Annotated in this window: 13 protein-coding genes; 9 read left to right on the top strand and 4 right to left on the bottom strand. The window is 72.6% G+C overall.

Translation table 11 applies throughout. The annotated features are described in order from the left end of the window. Positions 1 to 8 precede the first annotated feature (8 nt). The 8 genes from IEY86_RS15525 (at position 9) to IEY86_RS15490 (ending at position 9,169) form a co-directional block, all read left to right on the top strand. Positions 9 to 293, top strand: a complete 285-nt coding sequence (locus IEY86_RS15525; protein ID WP_189132270.1) for an acyl carrier protein — start codon at positions 9 to 11, stop codon at positions 291 to 293. Continuing rightward, positions 290 to 3,238 (top strand): type I polyketide synthase, encoded by a 2,949-nt coding sequence (locus IEY86_RS15520; RefSeq protein WP_229698452.1) that lies wholly within the window; start codon positions 290 to 292, stop codon positions 3,236 to 3,238. The genes IEY86_RS15525 and IEY86_RS15520 overlap by 4 nt, the downstream gene beginning before the upstream one ends. Next, positions 3,235 to 4,305 (top strand): 3-oxoacyl-ACP synthase III family protein, encoded by a 1,071-nt coding sequence (locus IEY86_RS15515; protein ID WP_189132269.1) that lies wholly within the window; start codon positions 3,235 to 3,237, stop codon positions 4,303 to 4,305. The genes IEY86_RS15520 and IEY86_RS15515 overlap by 4 nt, the downstream gene beginning before the upstream one ends. Before the next feature lie 257 nt (positions 4,306 to 4,562). Continuing rightward, the gene (locus IEY86_RS15510) at positions 4,563 to 5,432 is read left to right on the top strand and encodes a 2-oxo acid dehydrogenase subunit E2 (protein ID WP_189132268.1); all 870 of its coding nucleotides are present in this window, start codon (positions 4,563 to 4,565) and stop codon (positions 5,430 to 5,432) included. A gap of 4 nt (positions 5,433 to 5,436) precedes the next feature. Beyond that, positions 5,437 to 6,192: a 4'-phosphopantetheinyl transferase family protein gene (locus tag IEY86_RS15505; RefSeq protein ID WP_229698451.1), complete on the top strand. Its 756-nt coding sequence runs from the start codon at positions 5,437 to 5,439 to the stop codon at positions 6,190 to 6,192. After that, a complete protein-coding gene (locus IEY86_RS15500) occupies positions 6,192 to 7,508 on the top strand; it encodes an FAD-dependent oxidoreductase (protein WP_229698450.1) in 1,317 nt (438 codons plus the stop codon). The genes IEY86_RS15505 and IEY86_RS15500 overlap by 1 nt, the downstream gene beginning before the upstream one ends. Beyond that, positions 7,505 to 8,617: an alpha/beta fold hydrolase gene (locus IEY86_RS15495; RefSeq protein WP_189132266.1), complete on the top strand. Its 1,113-nt coding sequence runs from the start codon at positions 7,505 to 7,507 to the stop codon at positions 8,615 to 8,617. The genes IEY86_RS15500 and IEY86_RS15495 overlap by 4 nt, the downstream gene beginning before the upstream one ends. A 15-nt stretch (positions 8,618 to 8,632) precedes the next feature. Further along, positions 8,633 to 9,169 carry a DUF4260 family protein gene (locus IEY86_RS15490; protein WP_229698449.1) on the top strand — a complete coding sequence of 179 codons (537 nt, stop codon included), beginning with the start codon at positions 8,633 to 8,635 and terminating at the stop codon, positions 9,167 to 9,169. Here IEY86_RS15490 and IEY86_RS15485 read toward each other — a convergent pair. Next, a complete protein-coding gene (locus IEY86_RS15485) occupies positions 9,106 to 10,314 on the bottom strand; it encodes a cytochrome P450 (protein ID WP_189132265.1) in 1,209 nt (402 codons plus the stop codon). The genes IEY86_RS15490 and IEY86_RS15485 overlap by 64 nt on opposite strands. Before the next feature lie 235 nt (positions 10,315 to 10,549). On the opposite strand from IEY86_RS15485, the gene IEY86_RS15480 reads away from it, so the two are divergent. Next, positions 10,550 to 11,155, top strand: a complete 606-nt coding sequence (locus IEY86_RS15480; protein WP_189132264.1) for a response regulator transcription factor — start codon at positions 10,550 to 10,552, stop codon at positions 11,153 to 11,155. Between the two features lie 51 nt (positions 11,156 to 11,206). On the opposite strand, the gene IEY86_RS15475 is transcribed toward IEY86_RS15480, so the two are convergent. The 3 genes from IEY86_RS15475 to IEY86_RS15465 form a co-directional block, all read right to left on the bottom strand. Then, the gene (locus IEY86_RS15475; RefSeq protein ID WP_189132263.1) at positions 11,207 to 12,439 is read right to left on the bottom strand and encodes a sensor histidine kinase; all 1,233 of its coding nucleotides are present in this window, start codon (positions 12,437 to 12,439) and stop codon (positions 11,207 to 11,209) included. A 203-nt stretch (positions 12,440 to 12,642) separates the two neighbouring features. Further along, the gene (locus tag IEY86_RS15470) at positions 12,643 to 14,313 is read right to left on the bottom strand and encodes a SagB/ThcOx family dehydrogenase (RefSeq protein ID WP_189132262.1); all 1,671 of its coding nucleotides are present in this window, start codon (positions 14,311 to 14,313) and stop codon (positions 12,643 to 12,645) included. Positions 14,314 to 14,375: 62 nt separating this feature from the next. Further along, the gene (locus IEY86_RS15465) at positions 14,376 to 16,667 is read right to left on the bottom strand and encodes a TOMM precursor leader peptide-binding protein (protein ID WP_229698448.1); all 2,292 of its coding nucleotides are present in this window, start codon (positions 16,665 to 16,667) and stop codon (positions 14,376 to 14,378) included. Positions 16,668 to 16,673 lie beyond the last annotated feature (6 nt).

The following is a 16,673-nucleotide window of genomic DNA, read 5'->3' as shown; positions in this document are numbered from 1 at the left end:
GAGCACTCATGACGACCCCGGGCACCGAGCCGACCGAGAGCGCCATCCGCGAGTGGCTCGCCGAGCGCCTCGCCGAGCGGCTGGAGCTGGCCTCCTCCGAGATAGGCAACGGCGTGCCACTGGAGCAGTACGGGCTCGACTCGATGGCCGCGTTCACACTGCGCGGCGCCATCCAGGACGAGTTCGGCATCGTGATGGACCTCGCCGCCGCCCGCAAGTACTCCACCCTCGACGCCCTCGCCGGCCACCTGCACGACGAGCTGCGCAAGGCACCCCCCGGGGGGCCCCGGTGACGACCCGGCAGGGGGTGGCGGTGGTCGGACTCGACTGCCGCTTTCCCGGCGCGCCCGACGCACCCGCGTTCTGGCGGCTCCTCATGGCCGCGGCAGAGGCGGGCGGGCGTGCCGCGCCGGGCCGCCGCGGGGGCAGGCCCGCGGGGTACATCGACGACGAGGCCGCCTTCGACCACGGCTTCTTCGCCATCGACGACGCCGAGGCCGCGGGGCTCGACCCGCGCCAGCGCCTGCTCCTCCAGGCCGCCTGGCGCGCCCTGGAGGACGCCGGTCTGCCCCCGCTGTCCCTGGCCGGGCGCAGCGCCCGGGACCGCGACCGGGCCAGGACCGGGGTGTACGTGGCGACCATGGGCGACGAGTGGGGCGGCGCCCGCCTCGCCGACCCGGGGAGCCTGACCGCCCGCTCCGGCACCGGGACCGGGCACGCCATGCTCGCCAACCGGCTGTCCTACCAGCTCGACCTGCGCGGCCCCAGCCTGACCGTGGACACCGCGTGCTCCTCCTCGCTCGTCGCCGTGCACCTGGCCTGCTCCGCCCTCCTGCTCGAGGAGTGCGACATCGCGGTCGTCGCGGGCGTCAACATCCTGGTCGGCGAGGGCCTGGACCGGATCTACGAGCGGGCCGGGCTCGCCGCCGGGGACGGGCGGTGCAAGCCGTTCGCCGCCGGCGCCGACGGCATCGGCCGGGCCGAGGGCGTCGGTGTCGTGGTCCTGAGGCGGCTCGCCGACGCCGGCGACGGCCCCACGCCGTACGCCGTGATCCGGGGCAGCGCGATCAACCAGGACGGCCGCAGCAACGGGATGACCGCGCCCAGCCGCCCCGCGCAGCGCGACGTCATCGAGTCCGCCTGCCACCGCGCCGGGGTGGACCTGACCGAAGTGGGCTTCGTCGAGGCGCACGGCACCGGCACCCAGCTCGGTGACCTCATCGAGGCGGGGGCGCTGGGCGACACCTACGGCAAGGACCGCGAGGAGCCGTGCGCCATCGGCTCGGTTAAGGCCAACATCGGGCACGCCGAGGGCGCCGCGGGCATGGCCGGGCTCATCAAGACCGTGCTCGCCCTGCACCACCGGGTCCTGCCCCCTGGCAGCCGCCCCGGCACCGCTCCCGGCCCAAGACTCGACCTCGCCCGGCGCGGCCTGCGCCTCGTGGACACCGCCGTGCGGCTGCCCGACGGGCCCGTCCACGCCGGGGTGTCCAGCTTCGGCATGGGCGGCAGCAACGCCCACATCGTGCTCTCCACCGCGGTGGGCGCCCCGGACGACCAGCGGCCCGAACTGCCTAGCTCCGCCAAGGTGTTCACGCTCACCGCGGACAACCCCGAGGCGCTGCGCCGCAATCTGCTCGCGCAGGCCGACGCGCTGGAGGAACTGCCCCCGGCCCTGTTCGGGCGGGCCTGCTGGAGCAGCAACACCGTTCGCACCGGCCTGCGACAGCGCTTCGCCGTCGCCGCCGAGGAGCCCCTCGACGCCGCCCGGCAACTGCGTGAGGCAGCCCGCGCCACGGACCTGCTGGGCTACTCGGCGAGCTTCGGCAGCAGCGACGACGAGCCCTCGGTGGCGCTGGTGTTCAGCGGTGAGGGCACCCAGCGGCCCCTCATGGGTGCCGATCTGTACCGGACCAGCCCCGGCTACCGGGCCGCCTTCGACGAGGTGGCCAAGGCACTGGAGCCCTATCTGCCGGGCACCCGTGAGCTGTTGCTGGAACGGGATGTGAGGATGCATCAGACGGCGTTCTCCGGACCGGCCCTGTTCGCCCTCCAGTACGCGCTGACCGGCATGGTGAGCGACCTCGGGGTGCGGCCGGTGGCGGTGCTCGGGCACGGCTGCGGCGAGTTCGCCGCCGCCTGCGCGGCCGGGGCCCTGTCCCTCGACGACGCGGCCCGGCTGGTCACCGCGCGGGCCACCCTGCTCCAGGCGCTGCCCTCTGGCGGCGGCATGCTCGCGGTGCCCTGCCGTGCCCGTGACATGGAGGATCCGCTCTCCCGTGAGCCCTCGGTGGCCGTCGCCGCGGTCAATGGGCCCCGGGCGCTGGTGCTCTCGGGCTCCCTGGCGGCGCTGGAGCGCATCGCGGCACGGCTGCGCGGCGACGGTGTCGAGTGCGAGCCGCTTCGGGTGCAGCACGCGCACTACTCGCCCCTGGCGCGCCCGGCCCGGGAGGCGTTCGAGGCGGTGGCGGCCTCCGTCCGCACGGGCACCGCCCGCCTGCCGTTCTACTCGACCGTGCGCGGCGCCGACCTGGCCGGGCGGGCCCTCGACGGCGCCTACTGGGCCGACCAGCTCACCTCGCCGGTCCGGTTCGCCAAGGCGCTGAGCGCCCTGTACGAGAGCCAACGGCCCACCCATCTCCTGGAGATGGGGCCGGGACCGGCGCTCTCGCCGTTGATCCATCGCGTGCTGCCGCTGCCCCGTGAGGCATGCCTGACCGCGTGCGACGTCGTGGGCGGGGGCGGGCGCGAGCCCGCGCGGCTGGCCGCGGCCCTCTTCGGGGCAGGTCTCGACCCGCGCTGGGAGGAGCTGTACGCCCCCGGCGAGCGCACCGCGCACCGGCTGCCGCCGCACACGTTCTCGACCTCCTCCCGCTTCCCCTACGAGATCCAGCCCCGTGGGATCCGGGGCCACGAGGCGCACGGCATGGAGGGAACAGCCGCCGAGCCCGTGTCCGGGCCGGGCGGGGACGGCGGCGCCCCCGGCGACATGGCCTGCGCCGTCCAGGAGGCGGTCGCCTCCGTCCTCGGCCGCAGCACCGACGACGTCACCGACCAGGACCGGTTCTACGAGGATCTGGGATTCGACTCCGTGATGCTCATGGAACTGCGCCACCGCCTCGAGGAGCGGCTGCCGGGAGTCGGCGAACTGTCCCTGCCGGACATGCTGGCCGCCCTGACCAGTGTGGAGAGCCTGACCGAGTACCTGCGGTCCAGGAGTGCGGCGGTGGCGGTGTGACCTGGGTCCATGTCATCGGCGCGGGCACCTCGCTGCCCGGCGAGCCGGTGGACAACGACAGGCTCGGCCGCAGGCTCGGCATCTCCGCCCAGTGGGTCGAGGCGTTCATCGGCACCCGCACCCGCCATTTCGCCGTCGACCTCGACGACGGCCGGGTGCGGTACTCCCTCGCGGACCTGTGCACGGCCGCCGGACGGCAGGCGCTCGACGGCGCGGGGCTGGGGCCCGGCGACATCGACGCGGTGGTGCTGGCGACGGCCACCCCGGACACGCTGATGCCGACGACCGCCGCCGTGGTCGCCGACCGGCTCGGCATCGACGGTGTGCCCGCCGTGCAGATCCAGTCCGGCTGCTCGGGCGCCGTGCAGGCCCTGGACGTCGCCTCGGCGCTGCTCGCGCGGACGCGCCGCCGGTCCGCACGGGCGGCGGCGGTGCTGGTCGTGGGCGGCGACGTGTGCACCAAACACCTGGCGCTGCAAAGGGACTTCGCGGGTCTGCCACCGGCCGCCCTCGTCAACTACGCACTCTTCGGCGACGGCGCCGGGGCGGTGGTCCTCAGCGGCGAATCCGCTCGCCGCGGCGGCGAATCCGGTGGCCGCAGCGCCGTGCTCACCCATGCCTCGCACCGCACGGTGGGCGCGGGGCTGGCCCCCGGCCAGGTCGTCGAGTGGTTCGGCCCCGCCGACATCGGCACCGCCGGAGCCGGTGTCGCCGAGGACTACAAGGCGATCGAGGAACGGGTGCCGCGGATGTCGTGCGAGGCGGCGGCCGGGCTGCTCAAGGAGCTCGACTGGGCCCCGGACGAGGTGGACTTCCTGCTGCCGCCCCAACTCGGCGGACGGATGACCGCGGCCATCACCAGGCGGCTGCGCGAGGAGACCGGGCTGACCGCCGCCACCGAGATCTCGTGCGTCTCGCGGACGGGGAACAACGGCAACGCGCTGCCCCTCCTCCAACTGGCCCTGCTCCTGCCCCGCCTGGGGCCGGGCGATCGGGCCCTCGGGGTGGCGATCGAGTCCAGCAAGTGGATCACCGCCTCACTGGCCGTGGAGGGCGGGCCGGGATGAGACGGCGGAAAACCGGCGGCAACGAAGCCGGCGGTATCGAAGCCCGCGGTATCGAGGCCCGCGGCAACAGCGACAGCGCACAACGACGGCTGAAACAGCGACAGCGGCAGCAACGACAGCGGCAGCAACGGGCAGCGGCAGCAGCGGCAGCGGCAAACGGACCGGGTCCAGGCAGGGAAAGCGGAGGACGGGCGCATGCGCACCCTGAACACGGCGGCATCGGCTCATCGTCAGCACCGGTGGGCGGGGGTGACGTCATGACGCGGCCCGACGGCCGGGCGGTCGAGGTGCTCGCCGACAAGGCGCGCCGGCACACCCGGTACTTCCTGGAATGGTCCCGATCGGCCTCGCCCGTGATCCTGGCCGCGGACGTCGACATGACCGAGATCCAGCGCCACCGCGGCGAGGCCGCCGCGAGGGGCCGCCGCTACTCGGTCGTCAGCTACCTGCTGCGCGCCGGTGCCAGGGCGATGGCCGCGCATCCCGAGGCCAACGCCGCCGCCGTCGGCACGGTCGTGCCCAAGGTGGCCCGGTACCGGGAGGTCAACGCCAAACTCGCCCTCGACCGGCGCATGGACGGCCGCCGCGTCGTGCTCACCACGGTCCTGCCGGACATCGACACCCTCGACCTGGACGCCGTTCAGGAGCGGGTGGACCGCTGCCGCGACGCCGACCCGGACCAGGTCCCCGGCGCCGACGGGGTCAAGCTCCTCCAGCGTCTGCCCGCGCCCCTGGGACGGCTGCTCTTCCGCACGGCCGTCAGCCGTCCCGTGCGGCGCTCCGCCCTGCTCGGCACCTTCGCCGTCAGCTCGCTCGGCCACAGCCGGGCCGACACCTTCCACTCCTACGGCGGCACGGCCGTGACCCTGTCCACCGGGCGGATCGCCGACCGCCCCGTCGTGCGCGACGGCGCCGTGACGGCAGCGCCGGTGATGCGGGTCGGGCTCACCTTCGACCACCGCGTCATCGACGGAGCCACCGCGGCGGAACTCCTCGACGACCTCGTAGCCCTCCTGGAGGCATGCCATGTCGACCTTCCCAGGAGCACCCTGCCGAACGGGCGCGGAGCGGATCGGGTCCCCCCTGCACACTCCGGGTCCCGCGGGCCCCTGGCCGCCGGTGCGTGATGCCATGTCCCAGCGCGGAAGCGCCGTGGTGTACGCGCGGCCGCAGGGCTGGCTGCCGCCGGACCCGGACGACCGGCGGCTGCGCCCGATGCTCGGCCGGGACTGGGACCGGTACCAGAGGATGTCCCATCCCCAGGTCCGCGGCCGGTTCGTGGCCTCCCGGCTCCTGCTGAAGTACTCCGCCTGCGCGGTCATCCATGCCTCGCCCCAGGACGTCGAGCTCGCCTACAAGCCGGGCGGCCGCCCCTACCTGCGCGGCCTGGACCAGATCGACATCAGCCTCAGCCACACCGAGGGCCTTCTGCTGGTCGGCCTCACCAGGCGCGGAATGATCGGCGTGGACGCCGAACTGGCGGACCGCCAGATGCTGAGCGCGGGAGTCGCCAAGCAGGTCTGCACCGGCGCCGAGACCCGCATGCTCGACGAGGTGCCCGAGGACGGGCGCAACGCGGCACTGGTCCGGCTGTGGACGCTCAAGGAGGCCTACAGCAAGGCCATCGGCCAGGGACTGCGCTTCCCGTTCAGCCAGTTCGGCTTCGGACCGGGCGACCGCCCGGTCACCGTGCAGCGACCCAACGGATCACCCGGCACGGGCGAGGAGTGGTCGTTCGGCACCTACACCGTGGACACCGCGTACACGGTGAGCGTCGCCCTGCAGGACGCGGGGTTCGGCGACACCGACGACACGGCCGCGGAGACCATGTTGGACGAGGGCCTGCTCGACGCCCTCATCGAGACCGCGGCTGGGGTGGCTGCCTGATGCTGAAGTCAAGCGGCATGAACGAGTTCACGGCCGATGTCTGCGTGGTCGGCGGCGGGCCCGCCGGGCGTGCCCTGGCCCTGGCGCTGGTGCGCGAGGGCTGCGAGGTGGTGCTGCTGGAACAGCACGGTCCCGGGCGGCGTGCCTTCCGCGGTGAGTCCATGGCCCCCGACGCCGTACGGCTGCTCGACCGGCTGGGCGTCCTCGAACCGCTGCGCGACGAAGCGCTCAAGGTCGAGCGGCTGACCGTCGCCGACGGCGGGCGCACCGTGCTGCGCGTGGACTTCTCCACCTTCGACTACCCGTACCGCTACCCGCTGGAGATCCCGCAGCCGGTCCTGCTCGCCGCCCTCGCCCGCGCCACCGAGGCGCACGGCGGATGCACCGTCCTGGAGCGCTCCAGCGCCACCGAACTGCTCAGGGACGGCCGCCGGGTGGCGGGAGTGCGCGCGGCCACCCCCGACGGCCCGGCCGAGGTACGGGCACCGCTGACCGTGGGCGCCGACGGCCGGTTCAGCAGGATCAGGACCCTGTCCGGCCTCGCCTTCACCCAGACCCCGCTGGAGCGCGACGTGGTGTGGCTGAAGCTGCCGTTCCCCGACGCCGGGGACTGGGACCGCCTCGCCTACCAGGTGCGCATCCGCGGCGACCGGCACGGCCTGTTCCTGCCCAGCGCCGACGGCCTGCTGAGGGTGGGCCTCAACATCCCCAAGGGCGGCTTCAAGGAGCTACGCGCCCGGGGCGTCCACGCCCTGCACAAGCGCCTGGACGAACTGGCCCCCGAGCTGGCCGACTCGGCGCGCCGTGCGCTCACCGGCTGGTACGACACCGCCCTGCTCGACATCTTCAGCGTGGAGGTGCCCAGGTGGCACCTGCCGGGGCTGGTGCTCATCGGAGACGCCGCGCACACCCTCTCGCCCGTGCTCGGCCAGGGCGTCAACCACGCGCTCGGCGACGCCGCCGCCCTCGCGCCGATCGCCGCCGGGGCCCTGCGCCCGGACCAGGTCCCCGGTGCCTCCCGCGCCCTCGCGCTGGAGCGGGCCATGGCGCGCTTCCAACGAGGCCGGGAGGGCGACGTCAAACGCTCCCGTGGCCTGCAACTGCGCCAGGAGCGGGTGTTCACCTTCGCCTCACCGGTCGCAGTGGCGCTGCGCCGCGGCGTCTACCGGGCCGTCGACACCGTCCCCGCGCTGCGCAGGCGCCTGATGGAGCCCGTCTACTTCCCCGGGCAGCGCAGGGGCGCGTCCCCCGAACCCGCCGCCCCGCACTCGCCTGCCGACCCCGGCGGGACCACCGAAGGACGGAGGGCGGCATGACCGCGAGCGCGGTCGAGGAGGAACTCCTCGACGAACTGCGTGACCTGGTGATGCTGCACGCGCGCGCCCAGGGCCTGGACCCCGGGCACTGCCGCCGGCTCCTGCGCACGATCGGCACCACCGCCGGGTTCGGCACCGGCTCCTGGGCGGGGGTGTGGTGCCAGGAGGGCGACTGCCTCGCCGAGCGGGGCCAGTACCTGGAGGCATGCCGCCACTACGCGCTGGGCCGCTTCCCCTACGCCGACGGACCCGGCCGTACGAGGGCGCAGGAGAAGTGCGTCGAGACGTTCGACCACTGGCGGACGGAACAGCGCGGCATCGACCGCCTGAGCGTGGACCTCCCGCACGGGACCGTCCACTGCTGGACCGCCGGTCTCTCGCCGTCCTCGCCCAAGCCGCTCCTGCTCGTCATGGGCGGCATCGTGAGCGTCAAGGAGCAGTGGGGGCCGCTGCTCGCCGCCGCGCCCGCGCTGGGCATGGCCGTCGTCGTCACCGAGATGCCCGGCGTCGGCGAGAACACCCTGCCGTACGACGAGGACAGTCCCGCCATGGTCTCCGCCGTCCTCGACGCCGTCGCCGACCGGGCGGACGTCGGGCGCACCCACGCCGTCGCGCTCAGCTTCGGCGGGCATCTGACCCTGCGCCGCGCCCTGACCGACCACCGCATCCGGGGAGTCGCCACCGTCGGCGCCCCGCTCGGGCCGTTCTTCCTCGACCGCGAGTGGCAGCGGCAGGTGCCGGGCACCACCGTGGCCACCCTCGCCCGGCTGACCGGCACCGGGCGCGGAGAGGTCCTGGAGTCCCTGCGCGAGCGGGCCTTGACCGTGGCCGAACTACGCTCGCTGGACATGTCCGTGGCGTATGTGGCGAGCCTTCGCGACGAGATCGTCCCGCTCGCGGATGTCGCCCTGCTGCGCCGCCACGTCCGGTGCAGCGAGGCGCTGGTACTCGACGACGTGCACGGCGCTCCGGCCCATCTGGACCGGGTGCGCCCCTACCTGCTGGGCCGGGTGCTGGCCATGGCGGGAGCGAACCCGCTGCGGCGGGCGGCGTTCGGCGCCGCGCACGCACTGGCCAGGGCGAAGCTGGCGCTACGGGGGACCCGATAAGGCCGGGAGGGCCGAATGGAACGTGCACGACGGGGGACCGGAACGAAAGCCGGTGGGACCGGAGCCGCCGGGACGGGACCGGCGGGGGCGTGGACCTGGACGTCCCCGCTCGGCCGGGTGCTCAGCGGCGCGGTGGGCGTGGGAGCGCTGGTCGCCGGGGCGAGAATCGGCGGGCGGCGCAGCAAGGTGCTGTGGGCGAGCGCGGTGGCGCCCGACATCTCCCTGGTCATCGGCATCGCCGCCGCGCCCAGCTGGAAGCGGATGCCGTCCTACGCCATCGGCCCGTACAACGCGATGCACACACCGGTCGTCCCGGCGGCGATCCTGATGGCCGCGGCGCTGACCAGGAACCGCTCGCTGCTCGTGGCCGGCCTCGGCTGGCTGGGCCACATCGGCTGGGACCGGGGCTGGGGCTACGGCCCCAGGGACGCGGACGGCTACATAGCGGCCCGTCCGCGCCCCGCGGACGCCGGGCCCGAAGGCCCCGTTCACCAGGTGACCGGGAGCGCCTCCAGGCGGTTGAGCATCAGTCCGGTGCGCATCCGCACCTGATCGGCCGGAACGGCCAGGCGCAGTCCGGGCAAGCGCCTGGCCAGGGCGGACAGGGCAATCCTCAGCTCGGCCCTGGCCAGCGGGGCGCCGAGGCAGAAGTGCGGTCCGTGCCCGAAGGCCAGATGCGGCCCGTCGGCGCGCGCCGGGCAGTACGCCTCGGGGTCCGGGAAACGCAGACCGTCCTGGTTGGCGGCGCAGACGGAGGCGATCACCGCGCTGCCCTCGGGGATCACCGTGCCCGCGACCTCGACGTCCTCCAGCGTCACCCGCAGGGGGCCGCCGTCACCGATGGGGTTGACGCGCAGGAGCTCCTCCACCGCCCGCTCCAGACGCGCGGGATCGTCCGCGAGCGCCGCGAGCGAGCCGGGGTTGCGCAGCAGGGTGAACACCGCGTTGCCCAGCACCGACGCCGTGGTCTCGTACCCGGCCACCAGCAGGGTCATCAGCATCGTCAGAAGTTCCTGCCCGCTGAGCCGGTCCTCCTCGTCGTGCGCGGACACCAGGGCGCTGAGCAGGTCCTCGCCCGGGTTCTCCCGCTTGGCGGCCACCAGACCGTTGAGGTACTGGAAGAGCGAGCCGCGCAGGGCCAGCACCTCCTCCTGCGTGTGCGCGGTGATCGACAGGATCCCGGCCGACCAGGTGCCGAAGTCGGCGCGGTCGCGCGGGGGCACCCCCAGCAGCTCGCAGATGACGGCGATGGGAAGCGGAGCGGCGAAGGCGTCCGCGAGGTCGACGGGGCCTTTCCGGGCCTCCATCGCGTCGAGCAGTTCCGAGGTGACGGCCTCGATGCGCGGCAGCATCGCCTCCACCCGCCGCGGGGTGAACTCCCTGGAGACCAGGGCCCTCAGCCTGGTGTGCTCGGGCGGATCCATGGTGAACAGGCCACCCGACTCGAAACGCACGGTGGTCAGCCGCGGCGCGTCCGGGCGCACGGTCGCCGCCCGGCTGAACCGCGCGTCGCCCAGCACGGTGCGCACGTCCTCGTAGCGGCTGACGACGTATCCCTCGTCGCCGCTGGGGAAGACCACGCGGGCCACGGGCTCCTGGGCGCGCAGTTCCTCGTAGACGGCGGGAGGCTCGGTGGAGGAGGCCCTGTCGAAGGGGTACTTCCGTACGTCGCTGGTGGTCGCGGTGCGGTCGTTCATGGGCGCCTCCCGGGAAGTCGCTGTGCGGGGATGCCGCGGGGCCGGGCCTGCGACAGGCCGTGGCACAACGACCGATCATCGGTACGGGAAGCGGAAGCGCGGTCGAGTACGCCTCGAATCCGACTTGATTACCAGCGTCTATTCATCGCGATTCTGTTCTACGATCGCCGTGAAACTGAACGCCCAGGGTGATGGTCCGGCTACTGGCGAGTCGTTTGAAGTGACGGGGGGCACGGTGATCAGGATCCTTCTGGCCGAGGACATGAACATGGTGCGGGGTGCGCTGGTCGCCCTGCTGGAACTCGAGCCCGACATCGAAGTGGCGGCGGAGGTGGAGTCCGGCGACGACATCCTTCCCGCGGCCCTGAAAGCCCGCCCCGATGTGGCGGTTCTCGACATAGACCTGCCGGGCATCGACGGCATCACCGCGGCGGCCGCGCTGCGCCGCGAACTCCCGCAGTGCCGGGTGCTGATACTCACCAGCCTGGGCCGCCCCGGCAATCTGCGCCGGGCCATGGACGCGCACGTGTCCGGTTTCATTCTGAAGGACGCCCCGCCGGACCGCCTCGCGGCCGCCATCCGCGGAGTGGCGGCCGGGCAGCGGGTGGTCGACCCCCAGCTGGCCATCGCCGCCTGGGACGCGGTGGAGAACCCGCTGACCTCACGCGAGGTCGAGGTACTGCGCTTGGCGGCGGGCGGCGCAGAGGCCGTTGAGATCGCCGCCCGCCTGTTCCTGTCCCCGGGAACGGTCCGCAACTACCTGACCGCGATCGTTGCCAAGCTCAACGCTCGCAACCGCGTCGACGCGATCCGCATGGCCCAGGAGTCCGGCTGGGTCTGAGTCCGGCCGGTCCGGGCCCGGCGGCCGGGAGCGGCCGCCGGGGGGAGGCGCTCATGCCGCGGTGTGGTCGGCGGTCTTCCCGGCGGTCTCCCCGGGCACCGATTCGGCCTCCTGCGACCCATCCTCGGCCACCGTGGCCGCTCTGTCATCCGGAAAGGACACGGGGACCCTGGCCACGAGCTGGAAGCGCCCGTCCTCGCGGACACCCGCTTCCAGCGAGCCCCCGAGGATCTCCAGCCGCTGGTCCAGGTTGTCTATGCCGGTGCCCTTGCGCTCCGAGGGATGCTGAGGCCGGCGTACGCCGTCGTTCACTATGGTCAGGCAGGCCTTGCCGTCGGCGCTGGCGGCCCGGATCTCGCACCGCTGTGCCTTGCTGTGGCGCAGCACATTGGTTATGCCCTCGCGCAGCACGGTGGCCAGAACGGTGTTGGCCGCCCCGTTCAACTCCTGGATGCTCACCGCCATGTCGACGTGGATGTCCGCGGCCGACAGCACCGAGCGGGCGGAGGCGCACTCGGCGCCCAGCGACATCTGCCGGTAGGAGGTCGAGACCTCCCGCACATCGGCCAGCGCCTGGCGGGCGAGCTCCAGGACCTGCTCCAACTCCCGCTTCGCCCGAGCGGGGTGGCGGTCCACCAGCCGGTAGACCAGCTCGCTCTTGAGTGTGATGGCGGACAGGCTGTAGCCCAGCAGGTCGTGCAGATCGCGGGCGAACCGCAGCCGCTCCTGCGTCACCGCCAGCCGGGCCAGCTCCGCCCTTGCCTCATGGACCTCCCTGACCAGGTCGGACAGGCGGGAGAGCCCGTACACCATGAGGCTGGTGATGACGCTGCTGATCATGAAGTAGATCGTGTCCAGCAGGCCCGAGTGCAGGAGCAGTTGGACGCCCCCGATACTGAGCGACACGATCGCGAACACGGTCCAGGCGTACACGGGGCGCAGCACCAGGAGCGCGGAACCCGCCAGGAAGCCGGGCATACCGACCCAGCCGTTGTCCGCCACGATGAACGGGACGTACACCAGGGGGGTCTGCGCCAGCAGGACATAGGGGCCCCAGCGCCGTCGCAGCGGGCGGGTGCGCGCGGCGATCAACGATATCTGCAACGCCGTCAGAAGAGTGAGGCAGGCGATGGCGCCGATGAGCACCGGTAGACTCGGATCGCGCCTCCACAGGTTGAAGACGGCGACCGTGCAGAACCCGATGGTCACCACGAGCACGATCAGCGTGGTGAACCGCGGGACCAGGTCGGGATCCTGGAGGAACCGGGATTTCACAGGAGCCATCGATGTGTCGTCGACCTGTCGCCAGGAGCGCGGCCCCGTCCTGTCCGACGGCGTTCCTGGTGGACCGTCAGACGAACGGCTCGTGGTGCCCGACATGGATCTCCTCGCAACGATGTGGAAGCAAGCAGCCAGTGGCCGTGGTGTGGTGGCGACCACATCGAGCCTACGTGGGGGCCCCTGGCTGCGAATGCGAAACGGGCTTCTCAGCGGTCCGAAAGCGTTTGTCCGGTGAACGACCTCGCCCAGGCAGGGTCGTTGACCGGAGACTCGGTCAACGCGGAGATGTCACACCATAAACCCTCATGACTTTCGCGCATGCCCTGGTCCGAAGGTCTTGGGCCCACCAGGAATTCACCGACGCTTGACTCCTCGCGCCAGTCGAGGCGGAAGGAGCGCGCCGAGGCGTCCATGTCTCCACCGCCAAGTGCGCACGGCGCGAGCCCCATCGCGGTGGAGACGAGGTACAGCGTTTGCTGTAGAACGCCTACATCCTTGAGTATCAGGGCGTACCACATTCCGCTGTACTTCCGTGAAACCCGCCCGAATCGGGCCGTGATGGTCAGGAGCAACGGCGGAGGCTCGTGCATACCGGCGCCGACTTGGGCGCAGCCGAGCAGCCGGGTGACCGCGTGCGCGTCCTGGTCGACCAGGACCAGGCAGTGATCGCAGGGGTCATAGTAGTAGACACCGCGGTCCAGCCCTTCGCATCGGCCGACCGTGGCATAGATCTCGAGCTCGTACGAGCTTCCGCCCGTCGGGTAGGGACGGCTGGTCGTGAGATGGCGGGAGGGGGCGCTGCCGGGGACCGAGAGCTTCGCCCTTACCCGGGCCGAGCGGTAGAGCAGTTCGCCGACCTGTTCCAGAGTCAGCGCCGCCTCGCCGTACCGGCGCACGGACCTTCGGCTCTCCAGGACCGCGGTGAGCGGGAGGTCACGGGAGAGCACCTCGTCCAGAGAGGGACGCGGCAAAGCGGTGCGGGCCCCCTGCGGCACCGGCTTGAGCAACGGCTCCGCCGGCGAGCCCCCGAGCGGTGGGTGCCCCGAACCGTAGGGACCGTACCGTCCGAAGCGGCTGCGGGTGTGGAAGAGCATCTCAGCCGGTGCCCAGCCGAGCAGCGCGGGATCGGTGTCCTCGGCGAAGCGCGGTGCGCCGGCCCCCGGACGGGCCCGGCCCGGTCCCGCCCTCCCCAGGTCTTCCCGGTCCTCGCCCGAAGGTTCCGACAGCAGCACCGCGCCCGCCGCGACCAGGTAGCGGACGAGGTCGACCACCACCGGCCGGGGCAGTGCCGCCGCCGCCACGATGTCGGCCACGGTCCGCGGCTGCGCGAGGGAGAAGAGCACACGCGCGGCCTCGTTGCGGTGCAGCACCACCCGGTGCAGGGACAGCGGCGACTCCACCACCATCTCGTCGTCCTCGCTGCGCAGCGAGGCGAACCGGGAGAGCCTGGCGACGCAGTCGAGGCCCACCTCGGGGAGCCGGAACACGGCCCCCGGAGCGACGGGCACCACCGACAGCAGCGGCTGGTCGGCGTCCTCGAGGCCGAGGGAGCGCACCACGAGATGCTGGAGGTGCTCGAGGATCGCGTCGAGCCGCTCCTGGTCGCGGCGGACTCCCTCCACCTCTCCGTTCGGTCCCTCGGCGTCCTTCAGACGGGCGGAGACGGCGTTGTCCAAGGAGACCGGTCCGAACGTCATACGGCGCAGCGCCTCATGGGCCATGGCACCCAGCCGGGTCAGCCGCACCCTGCCCCAGCAGGTGTGCAGGAGCGCGGTGTCGGCCACCGTGTCCTGCTCCAGCCGCACGTCCTCGCGCAGTGACCACAGCTCCACGTGGCGCACGTCGTGCGCGTCGGCGTACGGAAGCTCGCGGTGCACGACTGCTCCTCGGGACGTCTGCGGCGGGCGCAGGACCGCCAGCGGATACAGCGAGGCAGGATTCAGACGAACATGGGAACAGGATTCAGATCCTCGTACTTCGTGGGCCATGGTCGTCTCCCGAGGCGAACCGGAACGTCGTGGAGCCTCCCGGGAGCGAACCGAGCGCGGAAGTGCCGCAATCCGGGCACAACCACCTTGACCACCGGCAGGCCGATGTCTGGCTGGGTCTGGTCGAGAACCAGCATGTCCATGCCGTTGTCCCGAACGAGGGACACGATGGCGTCGATGTCGTCCTTGAGATCGACGCGCGGAATGTAGGAGTAGTCCCAGGGAGCGCGCGGCGCGCTGTCCTCGTCCGGCAGCAGATAGGGCTGGTTGGCCACCGTCGCCTCCCGCCACCAGCGCAGGATGGTGGGGTCGCTCGCACCGTAGCCGGTGCCGTCCGGCCGGGCCTCGACCACGCTGGGCAGGAGCTGGTTCAACTCGCTGAGGGCGCGCCGCAGCGCGATGACGGGGTCGAAGTGGGCGCCGTATCCCAGCATGATGTCCTCGGGGCCGCCGGTGACTCGCCGGGACAGGGCGACCATGGCGGGAACGCCGAGGTCCGAGGTCACATCGAGGACCCACATCTCACGGCCCAACTCGGCGTAGACATCGCGCAGCTGGCCGATCCACGGGTCGGCGAAGGCATCCATGTCGACGGCGGGCTGGCGGGTGCGGTTGTACCACCACAGCGATGCCGCGTCCCGCTCCGCGAGCTCCAGGAACCCGTGCACCGTGGCGTCCTCCAGGCTGCTGCCCGAGGCATTGCCGTTGGAGTCCGCGCCCACGAAGCGCCGACCGGAGTCCATGGGGGTGTTGAAGTACAGCATGGCGGTCGGCAGCAGGCGCTGACGCTGCTCGGTGAGCGACCACACCGGAGTCCAGTCGATGGGCGTGTCCTCCTCGAAGGGCTCGCGCACCCAGTGGCCCTGGCCGTGCACCGCGTTCCACCGCTCGCGGTCCCGGAACTGCCGCTCGTCGTAGAGCTGGCAGGTGTCCGGGTGCACGGCGACATCGCCCAGGGCCCGGTAGGACTCCCTGACCCGGGGCTCGTCACCGTGGAAGTAGGCGGAGTGCCGCTCCAACGCCTCGCACAGCGCGCTCACTTCCGCGTGTACGGCGGTGACTCCCTTGCCGGCGTTCTCGTTGCGCAGCCCGGAGCGGATACCGGACAGCCCCTCCAAACCGGCCGCGACATTGGGGCCGGAGCGGAAGCAGTTGAGGAAGGCCGGCCCTCGCGGGTCGCGCCGGATGGCCTTCACCACGCCGGTGACCGGGCTGACGAGGTGGCTGTACTCGGCGAGCACCTGCTCCGGTGTCGCGGCGCGGTGGTCGTTTCCCGCGCAGTGGACCTTGGGCCGCGACCGCACCTGGAAGGGGCGGCCGACCTGGGAGGCGAGGAGGCCGGGGTCGCCGCAGGCGGAGCACTGCGGGCGGCGCTGGAGCCGGTGCAGCCCGCCGCCGAGCCCGAGGCTGTCCAGAACCCATACCGCCTGCTGGACCTCGTAGCGGTAGCCGGCCAGCCACTTGACCGCTTCGAGCGCGGCGAGCCGGGTGCCGAGTCCGTCGAGGGCGGGGATCCGGCCGACCGGTCGCGGCGCGGGTCCGGTCCGCCCGAGCGAGCGCTGGACGTGTGTCTCGGCCTGCCGGTGGCCGCGCAGCCGGTGGGCCAGGCAGTGCCAGCATCCGCCACCGGGCTGGAAGACGGGGCCGATCCACACCTCCGCCCCTTCCGGCTTGGCCAGGAGCCAGGGCCTGCCGGACGCGCGGTGCTCGGCGTCGATCCCGGCCAGTTCGTCGGCCAGGTAGTCGTCGCAGAGGACCACGGTGATGTCGGCCTGCTCGGCCGACGGTCCGCCGTCGCCGCCCGTCAGCACGCTGATGCCGCCCGCGGACAGCACGGCCGCGGCGCTGTCGGCGTCCACGGCACCCATCGTCACGAGGTTGATCCGGCCGTTCGCCACCCTGCTGCGGGCCGCGACGGTGTTGAGGCCGGCCAGCCCCCAGTACACCTCTGCCGCCAGGCTCTCCCGGTCCGGCTCCGGTTCGGGATCACGCCACTCCACCAGCCCCGCTCGGGTGAGCTGGTCCACCATCTGCCCGACCTGCTGCGGCGAGCCGCCCTCGGGCGCTTGGGACAGGAGTGTGGAAAGGTCACGCGTGCCGTCCAGGAGAGGGGCTATCTCCTCCAGCCGTCTGCCCTGGATCGCGGTCACGCCGCGCTCGGAGAAGAGGTATGTCGCCTCTCCGGGCACCACCTCGGCGCGAAGGTGCCGCTTGAATCCCAGGAGTTGGGATTCAAGCAGCACCGTGTC

It is taken from the genome of Wenjunlia tyrosinilytica (assembly GCF_014646055.1).
GTDB lineage: Bacteria > Actinomycetota > Actinomycetes > Streptomycetales > Streptomycetaceae > Wenjunlia > Wenjunlia tyrosinilytica.
The sequence above is the reverse complement of the archived record's forward strand: the minus strand, read 5'-3'. Positions and strand labels throughout refer to the sequence as shown.

What these genes read in the sequence shown, in the direction of transcription:
- IEY86_RS15475 (WP_189132263.1), bottom strand. Translation starts at nt 12,439, where the DNA reads ATGGCTCCTGTGAAATCCCGGTTCCTCCAGGATCCCGACCTGGTCCCG.
- IEY86_RS15495 (WP_189132266.1), top strand. Translation starts at nt 7,505, where the DNA reads ATGACCGCGAGCGCGGTCGAGGAGGAACTCCTCGACGAACTGCGTGAC.
- IEY86_RS15525 (WP_189132270.1), top strand. Translation starts at nt 9, where the DNA reads ATGACGACCCCGGGCACCGAGCCGACCGAGAGCGCCATCCGCGAGTGG.
- IEY86_RS15505 (WP_229698451.1), top strand. Translation starts at nt 5,437, where the DNA reads ATGTCCCAGCGCGGAAGCGCCGTGGTGTACGCGCGGCCGCAGGGCTGG.
- IEY86_RS15500 (WP_229698450.1), top strand. Translation starts at nt 6,192, where the DNA reads ATGCTGAAGTCAAGCGGCATGAACGAGTTCACGGCCGATGTCTGCGTG.
- IEY86_RS15485 (WP_189132265.1), bottom strand. Translation starts at nt 10,314, where the DNA reads ATGAACGACCGCACCGCGACCACCAGCGACGTACGGAAGTACCCCTTC.
- IEY86_RS15490 (WP_229698449.1), top strand. Translation starts at nt 8,633, where the DNA reads ATGGAACGTGCACGACGGGGGACCGGAACGAAAGCCGGTGGGACCGGA.
- IEY86_RS15510 (WP_189132268.1), top strand. Translation starts at nt 4,563, where the DNA reads ATGACGCGGCCCGACGGCCGGGCGGTCGAGGTGCTCGCCGACAAGGCG.